This window comes from Streptomyces sp. NPDC053560 (assembly GCF_044544605.1).
GTDB lineage: Bacteria > Actinomycetota > Actinomycetes > Streptomycetales > Streptomycetaceae > Streptomyces.
In genome coordinates this window covers 556,257-574,617 of sequence record NZ_JBITXI010000003.1, presented here as the reverse complement: position 1 = coordinate 574,617, position 18,361 = coordinate 556,257, and the positions used below count along the sequence as shown (strand labels likewise).

The window sequence follows — 18,361 nt, the reverse complement described above, 5'->3', positions numbered from 1 at the left end:
GCGGGCTTCCTCGTGTGCTGCCTACTGGGCGGTGAGCCCGCCGTCGACGGCGAACTCGGCGCCGGTCACGTACGCCGAGGCGTCCGACACCAGGTACAGCACCAGCTCCGCCACCTCCTCCGGGCGGCCCATCCGGCGCAGCGGCACGTTCGGCCACTCCTGCTTCCCGGCGTCCGCACCGAGCGCGCCGGCGACCATCGGGGTGTCCACCATGCCCGGGTGCACCGAGTTGACCCGGATGCGGTGCCGGGCCAGGTCGAGCGCGGCGGACTTGCTGAGCCCGCGCAGCCCGAACTTCGTCGCCCCGTACGAAGCATGGCCCTGGATGCCGACCAGGCCCGCGGTGGAGGAGATGTTGACGATCGAGCCGCCGTCGCCGGTCGCGCGCATCGCCGGCACCACCGCCTGGATGCCGAGGAACGGGCCGACCAGATTGACCTGGAGGAGCCGCTGGAGATTCGCCTCGGTCTCCTCCTCGATCGGCGCGGTGCGCCACAGGGCCGCGTTGTTCACCAGCGCGTCGATCCGCCCGAAGGCGTCCAGTGCTGCCGTGACGACCCGCTGCCAGCCGGCCGCGTCGGTCACGTCGTGCGGGACGAACAGCCCCTGGCCCCCGAGCTGCGCTGCGGTCTCCCGGCCCGCCTCCTCCGTGATGTCCGTGAGCACGACGCGCGCGCCGTGCTCCGCGAACAGCCGTGCCTCGGCGGCGCCCTGCCCGCGGCCCGCTCCCGTGACGAGGACGGTCCGGCCCGCCAGCCGCGCGGACATCAGCCCGCCGCCGCTTCGAGGGCGCGGAAGTGCGGGATGACCTTCTCGCCCCACTGCCGGATGGTCTCCATGCACGCCTCCTGCGGCACGGTGCCCATCTGGATCAGGCACATCACCTCGTCGACGCCGATCCTGCGCAGCTGCTCGACGTAGTCGATCGCGGTCCCGGCGGTGCCGTAGGCGTGCTCGGCGTTGTAGGTGCCGGTGTCGGCGGGCCGCGCGGGGATGTCGGCCTCGTGCAGTTTGGCGACCAGTTCGTCCCGTCGGCGGGACATCGCCGCTGCGTGGTCCTCGTCGTCCTCGTAGACCACGGTGGGCTTCGGGCCGTTGCCGTACCAGTGGGCGATGGACTCGGCGAAGAAGCGCTGCCCCCGGGTGCCGATGCGGTAGGCCGCCTCGGGGTCGTCCAGGACGATCGTCGGGCAGAGCGCCGAGAAGTGGTTGTTGACCTCGGTGGAGACGAAGCGCTCGGTGCCCCGTACGGCGATGGCCTCGTCGTAGACCTTGCGCATCTCGCGGATGTCGTCGGCACCCGCGAAACCCAGCACCAGCGCGCCGATGCCCAGTTCGGCGGCGAGCTTGAGCGTGTCGTGCTTGCTGCACGCCATGAACAGCGGCGGGTGCGGGGCCTGTACGGGGCGGGGCAGCACCGCGCCGGGGCCGATGTCGAGCGAACCGTGCCACTCGAAGGCCTCCTCGCGCCAGGCGTTGCTGACGATGCGCAGCGCCTCCTCCATCTGCGGATAGGTGTCCTCCGGCCGCACGCCGTACATGGACATCTCCTGCTTGGTGGCGCCGCGTCCGGAGCCGATGTCGACGCGGCCGCCGGAGAGGACGTCGAGCATGGCGGCGCGTTCGGCCACCCGTATCGGGTGCTGGTAGCCGAACGGCATGGTGACCACGCCGTGGCCGATCCGGATGCGGGAGGTCTTCGCCGCCACCCAGGAGAGGAAGACCTCGGACGCGCTCATGTGTGCGTACTGCGTCAGGGAGTGGTGTTCGACCGCCCAGATCCGGTCAAAGCCCATCTCCTCGGCGTACACGGCTTGTTCGACGCAGTCGTGGATCACCTGGCGCTCGTGCGCGGGGGACGGGTCGGCCATCTGGGCCTCGAAGATCATCGAGAACTTCACGACGGGCTCCTCCTCATCGAGTGTCTCCGAAGTAGTTCTAATAGAAATACTCCTATCAGAACTATCGAGGTGGAGGAAGGGAGTCGGAGATGCGGTGAGGGGTACCGGAGGGTGCCAGAAAACGCCGACGGGCCACGGCCGTTGGTGTCGGCCGTGACCCGTGTGTGGTGGGGAGGGGGAGTTGCGGGCTCAGATCCCGCAGGGGCAGGAGCACTCGCACCCGCAGTCGCTCCGCTCCGGTTGGAGCAACCGGGCGAGGCCGGCGCGGAGATGGGTGTGGAGCGAGGCTTCCGAAGCGGAGTCCAGCGCCGGGGTGCGGAAGGCCTTGCGCATCAGGCTCGTGCCGAGGAGCCAGGCGGCCAGCAGTTCGGCGCGGAGCGGGGCGTCCGGCCCCTCCAGGCGCTCGGCGAAGTTGCGGGAGAACACCTCCGCCACCCCCTCGCGGAACTGCTCCACCGCCTCTCCGCGGCTGGAGGAGCGGAGCACCGACAGCACCGGGTGCGGCACCTCCTCGTCCGTCGGCCCGTTGGTGACGAAGTCGCATACCCAGGCCGCGACCTCGTCGAGCGGCACCCGCAGCAGCGGGTCGAATATCGCGGTGTCGATGGAGACCGCGGCGAACAGGGCTTCCTTGGAGCCGAAATAGCGGTACACCAGGGCCGCGTCCACCCCGGCGTCCTTGGCGATGTCCCGGATGCTGGCGCCGTCGTAGCCGTACCTCCCGAAGCGCAGCGCCGCCGCCTCCAGCAGGGCACCGCGGGTGGCGGTGGCGCAGTGTTTGCGCGTTCGCGCGGGCCGCCCGCCGGTCTCGTCCGTTGCCTTCGCTGTCGATCCGTCCACGTGTTCGTACCTTCTTCGGCTCGTCGTTCAGGAGCACATGGTCCAGGTTCCGGCGCGTGTCCGGAAGTCATCGTTCGTTGTCATCAATCGTTGACCGCTGCGGGCCTGTGTGTCGTAGGGTCGAACCGCCGACGATCATGCGAAAAGGTGATTATCAGTGAGTGAGAGGCGTGTCGCGGTCATCGGGACCGGATATGTGGGGCTGACCACCGGGGCCTGTCTGGCCTCGCTCGGGCACCGGGTGGTGTGCGCGGACGCCGACCCGGGGAAGGTCGAACGGCTCCGGCGGGCCGAGGTCGACATCCTGGAGCCGGGTCTGCCGGAACTCGTCCAGGACGGGCTGAAATCGGACCGTCTCGGCTTCGTCGGGGACACCCCCGCGGCGGTGCGCGACGCCGATGTGGTGTTCCTCTGCCTGCCGACGCCGATGGGCGCGGGCGGCGCCGCCGACCTGGCCGCCGTCGAGGCCGTCGCGGCGGAGATCCGTACCGAACTGCCGCACCGCGCGGTCGTCGTCAACAAGTCGACGGTACCGGTCGGGACTTCCGAGCGGGTCGCCGCGCTGCTCGCCCGGCCGGACGTGGCCGTGGTCAGCAACCCGGAGTTCCTCCGCGAGGGACGCGCCGTGCACGACTTCCTGCACCCGGACCGCATCGTGGTCGGGAGCGCGCACGCCGAGGCAGCGCGGCGGGTGGCGGAGCTGTACGCCGACCTCGCGGCCCCGCTGGTGGTCACCGACGCCGCCAGCGCCGAACTCACCAAGTACGCGGCCAACTTCTTCCTCGCGATGAAGCTGTCCTTCGCCAACAACCTGGCGACGCTCTGCGAGCGCTTCGGCGCCGACATCGGCGACGTGACCGCGGGCATCGGCCACGACCCGCGGATCGGCGCCGCCTTCCTCCAGCCCGGGCCCGGCTGGGGCGGCTCCTGCCTGCCCAAGGACACCCACGCGCTGCTCTCCGTCTGCGAGGCCGCCGGCATCGACTTCCCGCTGCTGCGCGCCACCATCGAGACCAACGTCGAGCACCAGCGCCGCCTCGTGGAGCGCGTCGCGGCACAGTCCGGCGCGGGCGACGGTTCGCTCGACGGCGTACGGCTGGCCCTGTACGGCCTGGCGTTCAAGGCCGGCACCTCCGACCTGCGCGACTCGCCCGCCCTGGCCATCGCGCGGCAGCTGCGCGAACGCGGCGCCGAGCTGTACGCCTACGACCCGGCGCTGTGCGAGACCCGGCCCGACCTCAGCGACCTGCTCACCCTCACCGACGACCCGCTGAAGGCGGCCGAGGGTGCCGCGGCCTGCCTCGTGCTCACCGAATGGCCGGACTTCCTCGAACTCGACTGGGACGCGGTCGCCGCCCGCCTCGACGGCCGGATCGTCCACGACTTCCGCAACTTCCTCGACCACGACCGGCTGGACCGCGCCGGGCTCGTCCGGCAGAGCATCGGCAGCCCGTACACGCTGGCGGGCTGACCGCCGCCGCGCGCCCGGCCCCACCCCACGACAGACCGACCCGAAAGGTCTCTTGATGCGAGTCCTGTGCACCACCATCGGCAGCCCCTCGCACGGGCGCGCCCAGCTCCCGCTGCTCCGGGCTCTCGCGGCCGCCGGACACGAGGTACGGGTGGCGACCACCGAGGAGGTGGCGCCGCTCTTCGCCCACGACGACCTCACCGTCGTGACCTGTATGCCGTCCTTCACGCCGCAGCTGTTCATGGATGAGGAGTTCGACCTGGGCGACGACGCGCCCGGTGCCGGGGCCGGGGAGCCCGATCCGGAGCAGCAGCAGGCCGCCATGATGCGCTTCATGGTCCGGCTGCTCTCGGGCCCGATGGCCAGGAAGCTGCGGGAAATCATGCTCCCCCTGGCGCGCGACTTCCGCCCCCACCTCATCCTGCGTGACGGCATGGATCTCGGCTCCGTGCTCATCGCCGAGGAACTGGGCCTCCCCCAGCTGCCCACCCCCTCCGGATCCAGCAACATGCTGAACCCGGAGGAGATCCACCCCGGTCTCACCGCTCTGCGCGCGGAGTTCGGGCTGCCCGCGCAGCAGGATCCGCTGTCGGTCGTCCCGCACGGGCGCGTCGACTACGTGCCGGCGGACTTCTCCTTCGCCCGTTACCTGCCCGGCTCGCTGTCGTACCGCCAGACGGTGCAGGTGGAACGCGACTCCACACTGCCGGAGTGGGTTGCCGAACTGCCCACCGACCGGCCGTTGGTGTGGGCGGCCATCGGTACGGCGCTGCCCATGATCCAGCAGCGCAAGGAGCAGGGCGAGCAGCAGCCCCCGGAGATGCCGTTCGAGTTCCCCGACCCCGTCAAGACGCTGCAGAGCATCATCGAGGCGGCGGCGAAACTGTCGGAGTGCACCGTCGTCGTCGCCACCGGGGGCGTACCGGTGGACACCACCGGGCTGCCCTCGCACGTCCACCTCACCGAGCGGCTGCCGCAGCCGCTGCTGCTGGAGTCCGTCGACCTGTTCCTCACCCACGGCGGCTTCAACAGCATCCGTGAGGCGATGCGTACCGGTACGCCGCTGGCGGTGCTGCCGCAGTTCGGCGACCAGGGCCCCAACGCGCAGCGCGTCGAGGAACTGGGGCTCGGCCGGGAGATCACCGACCGCACCCCGGACGGCATCGCCGCGGTCTGCCGCGCGGTGCTGGCCGACGCCGGCGCCGCCGCCACCGCCCGCCGGGCGCGACTGCGGATGCTGACCCTGCCGGCGGTCGAGCACGCGGTGGCCGACCTGGAGAGGCTCGTCGGAGACCACGCGTGACCTCTTCCGACGCGCTCCGCAAGGGGGAGCCGCAGCCCGTGGGCGGACCGGCCGAGCAGGCCGGGCCGCCCGCGCGGCTGTCGCACCGCGAGGTCGTCACCGTCCTGTCCGGCCTGATGCTCGGGATGTTCCTCGGCGCCCTGGACCAGACCGTGGTCTCCTCAGCGCTCCGCACCATCGCCGACGATCTGCACGGACTGACCGCCCAGGCCTGGGTGACCACCGCGTACCTCGTCACCGGCACCATCGCCACCCCGCTGTACGGCAAGCTGTCCGACATCCACGGCCGCCGGCCGGTCTACCTCGTCGCGATCGTGCTCTTCGCCGTCGGGTCGCTGCTGTGCGGATGCGCCGCGTCCATCCACCAGCTCGCGGTGTTCCGCGCGGTCCAGGGGCTGGGCGGCGGCGGGCTGATGTCGCTCGCCATGACCGTCATCGCCGACATCACCTCGCCGCGCGAACGGGGCCGCTACCAGGGCTGGTTCATGGCCGTCTTCGCCGGGGCCAGCATCGTCGGGCCCGTCGTCGGCGGTGTCCTCGCGGGCAGCGGCAATGTGCTCGGCATCACCGGCTGGCGCTGGATATTCCTGGTCAACGTGCCGCTGGCGGCGCTGGCCCTGGCCGTCATCATGCGCGTACTGCGCCGGGTGCCGCACCTGCCCGTACGGCACCGCCTGGACTACGGCGGCGCCCTCACCCTGGCCGTCGGCGTCGTACCGCTGCTCGTCGTCGCCGAACAGGGCCGCGGCTGGGGCTGGGTCTCGCCCCCGGCGCTCGTCCTGTACGCGACCGGCGCCGCCGGACTCGTGGCCTTCGTGCTGATCGAACGGCGCATGGGTGAGGCGGCGCTGCTGCCGCTCCGCCTCTTCCGGGTCCGCAGCTTCCGGCTCGGCACGCTGCTGCACTTCATCGTCGGCATCGGCATGTTCGGAGCGATGACGACGCTGCCGCTGTACCTCCAGCTGGCCCAGGGCATGAGCCCGATGGCGGCGGGCCTCGCGATGCTGCCCACCACGGTCGCGAACGTCGCGGTCACCCTCACCGTCGGCCGGCTGATATCCCGTACCGGACGCCTGAAGGTGCACCTGGTGACCGGCGTCGGCTGCTTCACCGCCGCCATGCTCGTCTATGCCACGCTGCGGGCCGACAGCCCGCTCTGGTACGTGGCCATCGGCATGCTTTTCATGGGCGCGGGCCTGGGCGCGGCGATGCAGACCATGACGACGCTGGCCCAGTCCGAGGTGCCGCGCACGGACATGGGCGCGGCGACCGCCTCGGTGAACTTCTTCCGTTCCAACGGCGGCACGGTCGGCGCCGCCGCCTTCCTCTCGATCCTCTTCTCCCTGGCCGGCTCGCGCATCGGGGAACGGCTCGGCGCGGCGTTCCACGACCCGTCGCTGCGCCGGCTGGCGGCGGAGCCCGAGAACGCGCGGGCCCTGAGCGGCGTACTGCGCCCGCACGGCGGCCTGAACCTGGAGGACTCCGCCTTCCTGCACACCCTCGACCCGCGCCTGGCCGCGCCCTTCCTGGAGGGCTACGTCGCCGCCATGCGCACGGTCTTCCTGACCGGCGCCGCGGTGACCCTGCTGGCCTTCGTCATCGCGGCCTGGCGCGTGCCGAACATCAAACTCTCGGACGAGTAGGGAGCGCCGCTGTAGCCTCGCACGGTGCCCGGCCGGGGCGGCCGGGCACCGGAAACGGGGGAGACGATGACAGCGCCGTTCGCCGTGGACATCACCGTCCGCGGCCACGAGACCGACGCGCAGGGGCACCTCAACTCCAGCGTGTACATGCAGTACGCCGAGCACGCCCGGTGGTCCCTGCTCCAGGCGGCCGGCATCCGCCAGTCCGACCTGCTCGACCGGGGCATCGGACCGGTGAACCTGGAGACCACCGTGCGGTTCCGGCGTGAGCTGCGCGCCGGGGACCGGATCTCGGTGAACTGCCTCTTCGAGTGGGGAGAGGGGAAGACCTACCGGACCGAGCAGCGCATGGTGCGCGCGGACGGCGAGGTCGCCGCCGAGGTGGGCAGCGCGTGCGGGCTGCTGGACCTCACGACCCGGCGGCTCGTGAGCGATCCGGCGCGGTTCTTCCGTGCGGCTGCCGAGGACGCGGGTCTGTTCAACCTCTGACACGCCGCGGCCGCTTCCGTCGCACCTCTTGACCCGCCCGTCACTAGATTTTAACGTCCATTCACCTTCTGAATTCAGGGCGGGCGATGAGGCCTGCCCATTGCCGAAGAGGTGAACCCATGCAGGGGATGCGACGACGCACGCTTCTGAGTGCGGCCGGTGGTACGGCCGTTGCCGGCGGGCTGCTCGGGGCGGGGAGCGCGCAGGCCGCCGCCCCGGCCGCCGGAGGAACGGCCATGGCCACGGACGCGGCACAGGGCGCTGCGGCGGACGGCCCCCGGGCGTCCGGGCCGTACGACCGGAAGATCCGGAAACTGCTGGGCCGGATGACGGTCGACGAGAAGTTCGGCCAGCTCCAGCAGCTGCCGTGGACCTGGGACACCGGCCCCGGCGGCGGCGAGACCAAGGCAGTCGAGGACGCCGCACGGAAGGGCATGCTCGGCTCCGTCTTCAGCATCTTCGGCGCGAAGACCACCAACGCCCTGCAGAAGATCGCCGTCGAGGAGTCCCGGCTCGGCATCCCGCTGGTCTTCGGCCTGGACGTGATCCATGGCATGTGGACCAACTTCCCGATCCCGCTCGCCCAGGCGGCGAGCTTTGACCCCGAGGTCACCGCCGCCGACGCCGAGGTGTCCGCGAAGGAGGCCCGCTCCAGCGGCGTGCACTGGACGTTCGCGCCCATGATGGACGTCACCCACGAGCCGCGCTGGGGCCGCATCGCGGAGGGCAACGGCGAGGACCCGTATCTCACCTCCGCGTTCGCCGCCGCCAAGGTACGCGGGTACCAGGGCGAGGACGCCAAGAGCCTCAAGGACAAGGACCGGCTGGCCGCCTGCGCCAAGCACTTCGTCGCGTACGGCGGCGCGGAGGGCGGCCGCGACTACAACACGGTCGACGTCTCCGAGTCCCGGCTGCGCAACCTCTACCTGCCGCCCTTCAAGGCCGCGCTCGACGCGGGCGCCGTGACCGTCATGGCCTCGTTCAACACCATCAGTGGCGTCCCGGCGCACGGCAACCCCCACACCCTCACCGACATCCTCAAGCAGGAGTGGGGCTTCGACGGCCTGGTGGTCAGCGACTTCACCGGCATCCAGGAACTCATCCCGCACGGCTTCGCCGAGGACGGCGCGGACGCCGCGCGGCTCTCCCTGAACGCCGGCGTCGACATGGAGATGACCAGCACGCACTTCGTCGACAACGGCAAGAAGCTGCTGCGCGCCGGGAAGATCAAGGAAAGCCGGCTGGACGACGCGGTGTACCGGGTGCTTCAGCTCAAGTTTCAGCTGGGCCTCTTCGACCACCCCTACGTCGAGGAGAAGGACGAGATCACCGAGCCGTCGGCCGCCGCCCGCAAGGCGGCCCGCGCGGCGGCGGCCCGCTCCATGGTGCTGCTCAAGAACGAGAAGTCGGTGCTGCCGCTGTCCGCGAAGACTTCCTCCATCGCGGTGGTCGGCCCGTTCGGCGACTCCGGTGACCTCCTCGGTACCTGGGTGATCCCGGCCTCCCAGGAGAAGTTCCCCGCGGTGAAGGTGGTGGACGCGGTCAAGAAGGCCGCGCCGAAGGCGAAGGTCACATACGCCAAGGGGGTGGACGCCGCGGGCGAGGACACCTCCGGCATCCCCGCGGCGGTGGCCGCCGCCAAGGCCGCCGACGTGACCGTGGTGGTCGTCGGCGAGCCCCCGTCGATGAGCGGTGAGGCCGCGGCGCGCAGCGACATCTCGCTGCCGGGCGCGCAGGAGAAGCTGGTCGAGGCGGTCGCCGCCACCGGGAAGCCGTTCGTGGTGGTACTCGTCAACGGTCGCCCGCTGACCGTGGGCGGCTGGCTGGACAAGGCCCCGGCCGTACTGGAGGCCTGGCACCCGGGTACCGAGGCCGGGCACGCCGTCGCGGACGTCCTCTTCGGCACCGTGAACCCCGGCGGCAAGCTCCCGGTCTCCTTCCCCCGTACGGTCGGCCAGATCCCGGTCCACTACAACCACGAGTCCACGGGGCGCCCGTACGACCCGGACAACAAGTACACGTCCAAGTACCTGGACCTCCCCGAAGGGCCGCAGTTCGCCTTCGGCCACGGGCTCAGCTACACCGAGTTCGCCCTCGGCGCGCCGAAGCTCAGCCGCCCGCGCGTCGCCGCGCAGGCCCTGGACAAGGGCGACACGCTGGAGGTCTCGGTCTCCGTACGCAACACCGGGAAGCGGGCCGGCGACGAGGTCGTGCAGCTGTACGTCCACGACAAGGCCGCCTCCCTCACCCAGCCGGTCCGCAGGCTCCGCGGCTTCCGCCGGGTGACCCTCGAACCGGGCGGGCAGACCACGGTGCGCTTCCGCCTCGGCGCCGCGGACCTCGGCTTCTGGACCAACGACACCCGGGGCCGCTTCACCCTGGAGCCGGGCACCTTCGACCTCTACGTCGGCACCGCCTCGACCGCGAAGGAGAAGGTCACCCTGACGCTCACCTGACCGGCCACCGGCATCCCCTGCCCTCCGGCTCCTGGGCCGGGGGCAGGGCGGGCGGTCGGCCCGGCCGCGGATGCCCGGTGCGGGGGAGCGGTCGTCGTCGGGCAGCGGTAGGGGCGGTACGCCGGATGCCCCCGCCGTGTCCACGTCGCGCATGAGTCCGTGGCGACCGTTCCGGCGGAGCGCGGCGCCGGGGCGGAGGACGGGCGGCGCGGCGCTTCCAGGGCGGGTGGGCGGCAGCGGCCGTGTGCCGGGCGGCGGTCCGCGCGGTGTGGACGCCTTAGTCGTGCGCCCGGCCCGGCGCGGCATCGGGCATAGCGCGACAGCGGCCGGGAAATGGGACTCGCGGAAACTGTCGCGGTCGCCGCCTGCGGCCCGGCGCCGCCGAACGGGGCAGCCGCACTGCGGTCCGCATCAGGAGGAGCCTGGGATGGGCGTCCCCTTGTACCTGGAGCCACGGCTGACGCCCCGGCTCGTGTCGCTGCTGGCGTCCGGCCGGTTCCTGCACACCCTCGTCGCCGGGCTCGGCTCGCCGCTCAACGTGGTGCTCCCGGACGGGATCGCCGACAACCTCGGCCGCTTCCGCTCCGTCTACCGCACCCACCGGCTGTCCGGCCAGATCTTCTTCGCCCACAAGGCCAACCGCTCCAGCGCCCTCGTACGACGCCTCGCCGCCACCGACGCCGGACTCGACGTCGCCTCGCTCGGCGAACTGCGGCACGCCCTCGGCGCCGGCTTCGCCCCGGGCCGGATCATGGCCACCGGCCCGAAGAACCCGGAATTCCTGTGGCTCGCGGCCCGCACCGGCGTCCTCGTACACGTCGACGGGCGCGCGGAACTGGACGAACTCGCCGCCCTGGTACGACGGTACGCACTTCCGCCCGCCAGAGTGCTGCTCCGGCTCGCGGGATTCACCTCCGAGGGAAGCCGGCTCCTCACCCGCCCCAGCCGGTTCGGCACGCCGGCCGGCGAACTGGGCGACGTGCTGGCCACGCTGGAGCGGTATCCGGTCGAGCTGCGTCCGGTCGGCGTCGGGTACCACCTCGACACCACCAGCCTCGACGAGAAGGCCGTGGCCCTCGAAGGGTGCGTACGGGCGATGGACGAGTGCCGCAGCCGCGGGCTGGACCCCCGGATCATCGACATCGGAGGCGGCTTCGGGGTCAGCTACCTCGCCGACGGCGAGCAGTGGGAGCGGTACACGACGGAGCTGACCCGGGCGGTCATGGGACAGCGCCCCGCCCTGACCTGGCGCCGGCACGGCTACGGCCTGCGGCACGAGGCGGGAACGCTGCGCGGCTCCCTCGCCCTCTACCCGGCCCACCGCCCCGTCGCCGCCGAGCAGTACCTCGACGCGCTGCTGTCCCGGCCGGCGCCCACCCTGGGCCGGCCGCTCGCCACGCTCCTCCTGGAGGGGCTGTACGACCTCTGCACCGAACCGGGGCGCGCCCTCGCCGATCAGTGCGGGGTCACCCTGGCGAGGGTCCTGGAGGTGCGGCGTACGGAGAACGGCGAGCGGCTGGTACGGCTCGCGGCCAACGCCGACGACGTGGCACTGGAGGAGCACGGGGTGCTGATGGACCCGGTCCTCGTACCGGCGGAGGACGGGCGGGCGCCGGCCGCCGACGGGCCGGTCGGGGTGCTGCTCGCCGGCAATCTGTGCCTGGAGGCCGACATGATCACGCGGCGGACGGTCTTCCTGCCGCGCCTGCCGCACCCCGGCGACCTGCTGGCCTTCGCGAACACCGCCGGGTACTGCATGGACTTCCGGGCCGGCGAGGCACAGCGCCAGCCCGTGGCCCGCAAGGTCGCGGCCTGGCAGGACGACGAGGGCGAGCGGGACGACGGGGCAGCGCGGGCCGGGCGCGGAGAGCAGGACGGCCTCGAAGCGCAGGATGCCGAGGACGGGTCCGGCGAGGCTCCCTGGCGCTGGTGTCTCGACGAGGAGTACTGGCCGGTCGCCCAGTACGCACCGCACCACACCGCCGCCCGGCCGGGCGGGCACGCAGGAGGAGGCGCATGAGACTCGACAGCATCACCGACGCCATCGGCGACACTCCGCTGGTCCGTGTGGACCCGGCCGTGCACGGTCTGCGCCACATCGACCTGTACGCCAAGCTGGAGATGCTGAACCCCTTCGGCTCGGTCAAGGACCGGGCCGCCTGGCACATGGTCCGGCCCGGTCTCACGGCGGCGGCGGACGGCAACCGTACGGTCGTCGAGCTGTCGAGCGGCAACACCGCCAAGGCCCTGTCCCTGCTCGCGGGACTGCACGGCGTGCCGTTCAAGACCGTCACCAACCGGATCAGGGTCCCGGAGATGCGGGACCTGCTGCTGTTGCTCGGCGCCGAGGTCGAGGAACTGCCGGGGCAGACGGAGTGCCTGGACCCCTCCAGTACGGACGACCCGCTCACCCGCTTCCACCAGGAGCTCACCGGCTCGCCCGACGGGTACGTCTACACCGACCAGTACTACAACGCCCGCAACACCGAGGCGCACGCGACGGGCACCGGCCCGGAGATCGTCGCCGACCTGGACGGCCGGGCCCCGGACCACTTCGTCGCGTGCGTGGGCACCGCCGGCTCCTCCACCGGCGTCGCCCGCGTGCTGCGCGCGTACGGCCCCGACGTCCACGTCCTCGGCCTGGTCGCGCACAAGGCCGACTTCATCCCCGGCATCCGCACCATCGACGAGGTGCAGAGCGTCGGCCTCTTCGACCCGGACGTGTACGACACGATCGCGACCGTCACCGCGGACGAGGCCATCGAGGGCATGGTGACGCTGGCCCGGCGGTGCGCGATGCCGGCCGGACCGACCGGCGGCGCCGCCTACGCCGGAGCCGTACGCCACCTCCGCACCCTCGACGCCGAGCTGACGGAGCGCCGGACCGCGGTCTTCATCGTCTGCGACCGCATCGAGAGCTACCTGAGCTACGTACGCCACCGCCGGCCCGACCTCCTGGGCCGGCCCGCCCACCGCAACTCGCTCGCCACCCTCACCGACGCCGAAACCGCGGCCGCCACCGGCATCGACGCGGCGGCCGCCGAGCGCTGGATCGACCGGGACGACCCACTCGTCATCGACCTGCGCAGCCCCTTCTCGTACGCGGCGCTGCACATCGAGGGCTCGGTGAACATCGTCGACGAGCTCTTCGCCGAACTCCTCCACGGCGGGCTGCCGTTCAGCAAGCGGCGCGCCGTCCTGCTCGCCTGCCCGGTGGGCGAGCAGTCGGCCCGGTACGCCGCGCTGCTGACCCGCATGGGCCACCCCGACGTCCGCAGCCTGACCGGCGGCATCATCGCCTGGCGCGACGCGGGCGCCCCGCTCGTACGGGAGTGAGGCCCCCGTGACCACCCGCGCCCCGGCCACCGTGGCCCTGGACGAGCTGGGGGAGTGGCAGGCCGCGCTCCGCGCCCAGTTCCCCATCGTCACCGGACACCCGGAACTGGCCTACCTGGACAGCGCGGCCACCGCACAGAAGCCGCAGGCCGTTCTGGACGCCGTCCACACCTACCTCACCACCAGCAACGCCAATGCCGGGCGGGGAACCTACACCTGGGCGAATCGCACGACCGCGCTCATGCGCGGGACCCGGGACCGTATCAAGGTGTTCCTGGCCGACCCGGACCCGGACCGCTCCGGAGTGCACCTGACCGGCGGCACCACCGAAGCGCTGCGCACCGTCGCCCGCGACTGGCTCACCGGGTACCTCGCCGACCAGGACGAGATCGTCGTCCCCTTCGCCGACCACCGGGCCAACATCGCGCCCTGGCTGGAGGCCCGCGACCTGCTGGCCCGGCAGGGTATCCGCATCCATGTCCGGCCGATGCCCTACCAGCCGGAATCCGGCGACTACGACCCCGCCGCGCTGGCCCGATCGGTCACCCCGCGCACCCGGTTCGTCGCGGCCACCCACGTGCACCACGTCTACGGCGGCAACATGAACGTGCACCGGATCCGCCGGGCCGTCGGCCCGGACGCGGTGATCTGCCTGGATGCCGCGCAGAGCGTCGGCCACCTCCCCGTCTCCCTCGCCGAACTGGACGTGGACTTTTTGGCCTTCTCCGGTCACAAGGCCCTGGCACTTCCCGGCTCGGGAGCCCTTTGGGCCCGCAACGCGCGCGGCCCCCGCTTCGCTCCCGGCGGCTGGGACGGCACCCCCGACACCACCGGCGCCGTGAGCCTGCGGGCGGCACTGGACTGGCTCGACGCGGCGGGCCAGGACCGCGTCGAGCGCTGGACCCTCGCCCTGGCCGCCCGGCTGACCGACGGGCTGCGCCGGCTGCCCGCGTACGACGTCCTCGGCTGCCGGCGCAGCCTGGCGGCGGACTCCGACGTCCAGCGGCGCCAGGGCATCGTCACCTTCCGGCACCGTGCCGTGGACTCCGGCGACCTGGGCTTCGTCCTCTTCAGCCACGGCTTCATGGTCCGCTCCGACGGGCTCTGCCAGGGCAGCGCGGGCGAGCGCGAGCACGCGGTGCGGGTGAGCCTGCACGTCTACAACACCCCGGAGGAGGTCGACCGGCTGCTCGCCGTCCTGACGACGCTCCAGTGAATTGCGCCAAGGGGAACCATTTTCACCTGTATCTTCGGGCTGGTCCGGAAGACGGTGCGAGACGGTGAAGGTGGCGCGGCCCCGATGGGACTGGGCACGGCGACGGCCGAGCGGTGGGTGGAGCGCTGGGAGCGCCAGCAGCAGCGGTACGCGATCGACCGCGAGGAGCGGTTCACGGTGGTCGCCGACGTGGTCGAGCACGTACTCGCGGGGCGTGCCCGGCCGCTCGTCGCCGACCTCGGCTGCGGCCCGGGATCGCTGGCCGCCCGGCTGGCCCGGCGGCTGCCGCGCGCCGGCATCGTGGCCGTGGACAGCGACCCGCTGCTGCTGGAACTGGGCCGCACGCACCACGCGGACGCCGCCCGCTTCGTCCGCGCGGCCATCGGAGAGCCGGGCTGGACCGCGGCGCTGGCGCTTCCCGGGCCGCTGGACGCCGCCGTCTCCACCACCGCGCTGCACTGCCTTCCTGAGGAGGCGCTGCGACGCACGTACGAGGACCTCGCCGCGCTGCTGCGGCCCGGCGGCGTCCTCGTCAACAGCGACACGGCCGGCGCGGACCACGGCACCACCGCCCGGATCGCCCGGCACGTGGGGCGCCGCCGGGCCGAACGGCTGGGCACGCCGTCCCACGAGGACTGGGAGTCGTGGTGGGCGGCGGCGGCCCGCGACCCGGACCTGGCGGACCTCCTCGCCGCCCGCCGCAGCCAGCACCACCCAGCGCGCAGCCCCCACAACGGCCTCACCCTGACCCGCCACCTCGCGCTGCTCCACGCAGCGGGCTTCCGTGACGCGGACACCGTCTGGCAGTGCAGCACGGACCACGTCCTGGTCGCGGTGCGTTAGTCCGCGCCACCGCCCCGCACCGCGTCGAGGTACTCGGCCAGGGCGTCCCGATTGCGCGTCAGGCATCTGATGCGGTCGGTCATCCGGTCCTTTTCCCGCTCCAGCGTGGCGAGCATTTCCGGTGTGGCGTCGGAGAAGTGGATGGTCCGCGGCTTGTCCAGGCAGGGGAGGATCTGTTTGATGATCCGGGTGGGCAGCCCGGCGTCCAGCAGCCCTCTGATCTGCAGGACGCGGTCCACGAAGCGCTCGTCGTACGCGCGGTAGCCGTTGGCGCAGCGGCTTGCGACGATCAGCCCCTGCTCCTCGTAGTAACGCAGCAGCCGACGAGGCGTGCCCGTTCGCTCCGACAGTTCGCCGATCCGCATGTGCCCCACCTCACATGTGCCCGCATTGACCTTCACATCAATGTGAAGGTCTGAGCATAACCACGGATCACCGGATGCCACGGAGCGAAGGGAAGAACCGATGGACAACCAGCTGTACGACTACAGTCCGATCGTCGAGCGGGAGCCGATCCACTGGCCGGGAGACGCCCGGGTCGCCTTCTACGTGGGGCTGAACATCGAGCACTATCAGGTGGACCGCCCGTCGACGAGTATCTTCGCGGGCACCGCGGGGCTGGCACCGGATCCGCTGAACTACGGCTGGCGCGACTACGGTCCGCGGGTGGGGTTCTGGCGGGTGCTGAAGAGTCTGGACCGGCACGGGCTGCGGGCCAGTGTGCTGCTCAACTCCGATGTGGTCGACCACTATCCGCAGATCGTCCGGGCCGGACTGGAGCGGGAGTGGGCCTGGCTCGCGCACGGGAAGAACAACTCCGTCTTCCAGGCCGACATGAGTGGGGACGAGGAGCGCGCCTATCTCACCGAGGTGGTGACCACCATCGAGAGGGCCACCGGCCGGCGGCCGCGCGGCTGGATGGGCCCGGCCCTCACCGAAACCTTCCGGACCCCGGAGCTTCTCGCCGAGCTGGGTCTCGGTTACGTGCTCGACTGGACCAACGACGACCAGCCCTACCGGCTGAACGTGCCGGGGATGCTGAGCGTGCCCTACTCCGTCGAACTCAACGACATCAGCCTGTTCGTCGGCAAGAACCTCAGCGGGCCCGACTTCGTGCGGATCGTGAAGGACCAGCTGGACCAGCTGTACGAGGACTCGGCAGACAGTGGGCGGGTGATGGCGCTGGCCCTCCACCCGTTCGTCGTCGGGCAGCCGTTCCGGAGCAAGTACCTGGACCAGGCGCTCGCATACGTCGCCGGGCACCCCGGAGTGTGGCTGACGACGAGTGATGGCATCGCGCAGCACTACGCCCGGCACCACGCGTGAACGCGGGTACCGGGCGCAGGGCCGACTAGTGGGGCGTGAAGAGCCACTGGTGGTTGTTCTTGTCCTCCGTCTGGCAGTGCCAGATGCTGAGGTTGCGGTCCTCGTTGTCCTTGTCCTGCGAGTCCAGGCACATGTTGCCGCTGGCGAAGTTATGGATCCACCAGCGGTTCTCCGTCCGCTTCTCCACCCACCACAGCTGGTTGTCGTCCTTGGAGCCGTCGCACCGCCACTCGTCCACCCGCGCCGCAGCCGGGGCCCCGCCCTTGCCGGGCAGGTCCATGCAGAGGTTGTCCTTCTCATTGCGGATGACGAAGAGCGCCGCGCCGTTCGGTCCGCCGTTGTCGAACTTCTTGTCCAGGGTCCACAGCTGGTTGTCGTCCGGGCTGTTGTTGCACCCCGACTGATGCACCGGGCCCCCGTCCTTGGCCTCGAACGTGGGGAGGTCGGCGCAGGTCCCGTTCGTCCAGTTCTTGATGAGGATCTTGGAGCGGTTCACCGGCATGCCGTCGTCGGGCCGGTCGCCCCCGCCTCCGCCCCCGCCGCCGTTGTCGGCCGGCTTGTTGTCGGCCGGCTTCTCCGGTGTCTGGGGCTGCTCCTGCGTCTTCTCCGGCTGGGGATCCTGGGTGGGCTGGGCGGGTGGCTGCTTCGGGAGCGTGACGGCCGCGTCGTCCGTCGGCTTCTCCTGGGCGAGGCTGTTGACGGCCGGCTGGTATGCGAACCACAGGATGAGCCCGGTGATGGTGAGCGCGAGCAGCAGGCCCAGCACCGTCATCATCCAGTACGGAAAAACACTGCGCTGTACGTACGTGCCGTCGACCGACACCGGCTCGCTGCCCGAGCGCCGCACCGCCAGGCTGAAGGGCCGCTGCTGCTTGGTCCCCGCCCAGGTGATCTGGCGGGGCTTGAGTATGGCGTCCACGAAGGCGGCGCGGCCCGGCTCGACCTGCACATTGGCCGGCCGGATGTCGTACGACAGCTCGTCGCTGCGGTCGGCGCCCGCGATCGACGCGGTGAGCTTGGTGTTGCCGAGGTTGTCCACGGCCAGCTTCGGGCGGCCACGGAACCGGCCCTTGACGGTGTGCGGGACCAGCTCGGCCCGCACCTCCGTGAAGGGCGTGACCGTGACGTTGCCCTCGATGACGGTGGTGGCTTCCGGGTGTTCGGTGGGGACGACCTGGACACCGAAGGGATGCGGGCCCGCCGTGGCGTCGGGGGTGCGCGGCGGCGCGAACGTCAGCTCCACCGTCCCCGTCGTCCCCGGGTACAGCCGTACCGATGCGGGTTCCACCGTCGTGTACGGCGCGATGTCACCGACCGGCACGAACCGGTACTCATCGACGACATCTCCGGTGTTGCGGAGTCTCAGCCGTACGGATGCGGTGCTGCCGGGATCCACGGTGGCGGACGAAGGTTCGAGGGAGGTCCAGATGCTCACGCCCGCGACGCTACGGCAGAGGCGTGTGTGAGGTCATGTGGCCACAGGGCACGTCTGATGCCCGAACGCGCGCGACCGGCTGCCCCGTTGGCCCGGCCGTCG

The 18,361-nt window shown here is 71.6% G+C and carries 15 protein-coding genes; 10 read left to right on the top strand and 5 right to left on the bottom strand.

The features are described 5' to 3' along the window. Nucleotides 1-21: 21 nt before the first annotated feature. The 3 genes from ACIGQF_RS09525 to ACIGQF_RS09515 form a co-directional block, all read right to left on the bottom strand. On the bottom strand, nucleotides 22-768 hold the full coding sequence (locus ACIGQF_RS09525; RefSeq protein ID WP_399707502.1) for a glucose 1-dehydrogenase: 747 nt from the start codon (nucleotides 766-768) through the stop codon (nucleotides 22-24). Beyond that, nucleotides 768-1,901: an LLM class flavin-dependent oxidoreductase gene (locus ACIGQF_RS09520; RefSeq protein ID WP_399707500.1), complete on the bottom strand. Its 1,134-nt coding sequence runs from the start codon at nucleotides 1,899-1,901 to the stop codon at nucleotides 768-770. The genes ACIGQF_RS09525 and ACIGQF_RS09520 overlap by 1 nt, the downstream gene beginning before the upstream one ends. Before the next feature lie 189 nt (nucleotides 1,902-2,090). Beyond that, nucleotides 2,091-2,741, bottom strand: coding sequence for a TetR/AcrR family transcriptional regulator (locus tag ACIGQF_RS09515; RefSeq protein WP_399707498.1), 651 nt, complete (start codon nucleotides 2,739-2,741; stop codon nucleotides 2,091-2,093). Between the two features lie 157 nt (nucleotides 2,742-2,898). Here ACIGQF_RS09515 and ACIGQF_RS09510 point away from each other — a divergent pair, with 157 nt between their 5' ends. The 9 genes from ACIGQF_RS09510 (at nucleotide 2,899) to ACIGQF_RS09470 (ending at nucleotide 15,498) form a co-directional block, all read left to right on the top strand. Then, nucleotides 2,899-4,212, top strand: a complete 1,314-nt coding sequence (locus tag ACIGQF_RS09510) for a UDP-glucose dehydrogenase family protein (RefSeq protein WP_399707496.1) — start codon at nucleotides 2,899-2,901, stop codon at nucleotides 4,210-4,212. 55 nt (nucleotides 4,213-4,267) lie between these two features. Next, nucleotides 4,268-5,515: a glycosyltransferase gene (locus ACIGQF_RS09505; protein ID WP_399707494.1), complete on the top strand. Its 1,248-nt coding sequence runs from the start codon at nucleotides 4,268-4,270 to the stop codon at nucleotides 5,513-5,515. Continuing rightward, the gene (locus ACIGQF_RS09500) at nucleotides 5,512-7,158 is read left to right on the top strand and encodes an MDR family MFS transporter (RefSeq protein ID WP_399707492.1); all 1,647 of its coding nucleotides are present in this window, start codon (nucleotides 5,512-5,514) and stop codon (nucleotides 7,156-7,158) included. The genes ACIGQF_RS09505 and ACIGQF_RS09500 overlap by 4 nt, the downstream gene beginning before the upstream one ends. Before the next feature lie 66 nt (nucleotides 7,159-7,224). Beyond that, nucleotides 7,225-7,647: an acyl-CoA thioesterase gene (locus tag ACIGQF_RS09495; RefSeq protein ID WP_399707490.1), complete on the top strand. Its 423-nt coding sequence runs from the start codon at nucleotides 7,225-7,227 to the stop codon at nucleotides 7,645-7,647. A 236-nt stretch (nucleotides 7,648-7,883) separates the two neighbouring features. Continuing rightward, nucleotides 7,884-10,103, top strand: a complete 2,220-nt coding sequence (locus ACIGQF_RS09490; protein WP_399707488.1) for a glycoside hydrolase family 3 N-terminal domain-containing protein — start codon at nucleotides 7,884-7,886, stop codon at nucleotides 10,101-10,103. 427 nt (nucleotides 10,104-10,530) lie between these two features. Continuing rightward, complete coding sequence (locus ACIGQF_RS09485) at nucleotides 10,531-12,123, top strand: Y4yA family PLP-dependent enzyme (RefSeq protein ID WP_399707486.1); 1,593 nt, start codon at nucleotides 10,531-10,533, stop codon at nucleotides 12,121-12,123. Then, nucleotides 12,120-13,439: a pyridoxal-phosphate dependent enzyme gene (locus ACIGQF_RS09480; RefSeq protein ID WP_399707484.1), complete on the top strand. Its 1,320-nt coding sequence runs from the start codon at nucleotides 12,120-12,122 to the stop codon at nucleotides 13,437-13,439. Before ACIGQF_RS09485 ends, ACIGQF_RS09480 begins: the two co-directional genes overlap by 4 nt. A 7-nt stretch (nucleotides 13,440-13,446) precedes the next feature. Further along, nucleotides 13,447-14,655, top strand: coding sequence for an aminotransferase class V-fold PLP-dependent enzyme (locus tag ACIGQF_RS09475; RefSeq protein ID WP_399707482.1), 1,209 nt, complete (start codon nucleotides 13,447-13,449; stop codon nucleotides 14,653-14,655). 84 nt (nucleotides 14,656-14,739) lie between these two features. Then, nucleotides 14,740-15,498, top strand: coding sequence for a class I SAM-dependent methyltransferase (locus tag ACIGQF_RS09470; protein WP_399707480.1), 759 nt, complete (start codon nucleotides 14,740-14,742; stop codon nucleotides 15,496-15,498). Here ACIGQF_RS09470 and ACIGQF_RS09465 read toward each other — a convergent pair. Further along, on the bottom strand, nucleotides 15,495-15,863 hold the full coding sequence (locus ACIGQF_RS09465) for a MerR family transcriptional regulator (protein ID WP_399707478.1): 369 nt from the start codon (nucleotides 15,861-15,863) through the stop codon (nucleotides 15,495-15,497). The genes ACIGQF_RS09470 and ACIGQF_RS09465 overlap by 4 nt on opposite strands. Nucleotides 15,864-15,963: 100 nt before the next feature. Between ACIGQF_RS09465 and ACIGQF_RS09460 the strand changes: the two genes are divergently transcribed. Further along, nucleotides 15,964-16,824 (top strand): polysaccharide deacetylase family protein, encoded by an 861-nt coding sequence (locus tag ACIGQF_RS09460; protein WP_399707476.1) that lies wholly within the window; start codon nucleotides 15,964-15,966, stop codon nucleotides 16,822-16,824. Between the two features lie 25 nt (nucleotides 16,825-16,849). Here ACIGQF_RS09460 and ACIGQF_RS09455 read toward each other — a convergent pair whose 3' ends face one another. Continuing rightward, complete coding sequence (locus ACIGQF_RS09455) at nucleotides 16,850-18,259, bottom strand: RICIN domain-containing protein (protein WP_399707474.1); 1,410 nt, start codon at nucleotides 18,257-18,259, stop codon at nucleotides 16,850-16,852. Nucleotides 18,260-18,361: the final 102 nt, after the last annotated feature.

Coding starts and splice junctions, on each gene's coding strand:
- ACIGQF_RS09465 (WP_399707478.1), bottom strand. CDS start 15,863: ATGCGGATCGGCGAACTGTCGGAGCGAACGGGCACGCCTCGTCGGCTG.
- ACIGQF_RS09525 (WP_399707502.1), bottom strand. CDS start 768: ATGTCCGCGCGGCTGGCGGGCCGGACCGTCCTCGTCACGGGAGCGGGC.
- ACIGQF_RS09505 (WP_399707494.1), top strand. CDS start 4,268: ATGCGAGTCCTGTGCACCACCATCGGCAGCCCCTCGCACGGGCGCGCC.
- ACIGQF_RS09495 (WP_399707490.1), top strand. CDS start 7,225: ATGACAGCGCCGTTCGCCGTGGACATCACCGTCCGCGGCCACGAGACC.
- ACIGQF_RS09485 (WP_399707486.1), top strand. CDS start 10,531: ATGGGCGTCCCCTTGTACCTGGAGCCACGGCTGACGCCCCGGCTCGTG.
- ACIGQF_RS09490 (WP_399707488.1), top strand. CDS start 7,884: ATGGCCACGGACGCGGCACAGGGCGCTGCGGCGGACGGCCCCCGGGCG.
- ACIGQF_RS09470 (WP_399707480.1), top strand. CDS start 14,740: ATGGGACTGGGCACGGCGACGGCCGAGCGGTGGGTGGAGCGCTGGGAG.
- ACIGQF_RS09460 (WP_399707476.1), top strand. CDS start 15,964: ATGGACAACCAGCTGTACGACTACAGTCCGATCGTCGAGCGGGAGCCG.
- ACIGQF_RS09480 (WP_399707484.1), top strand. CDS start 12,120: ATGAGACTCGACAGCATCACCGACGCCATCGGCGACACTCCGCTGGTC.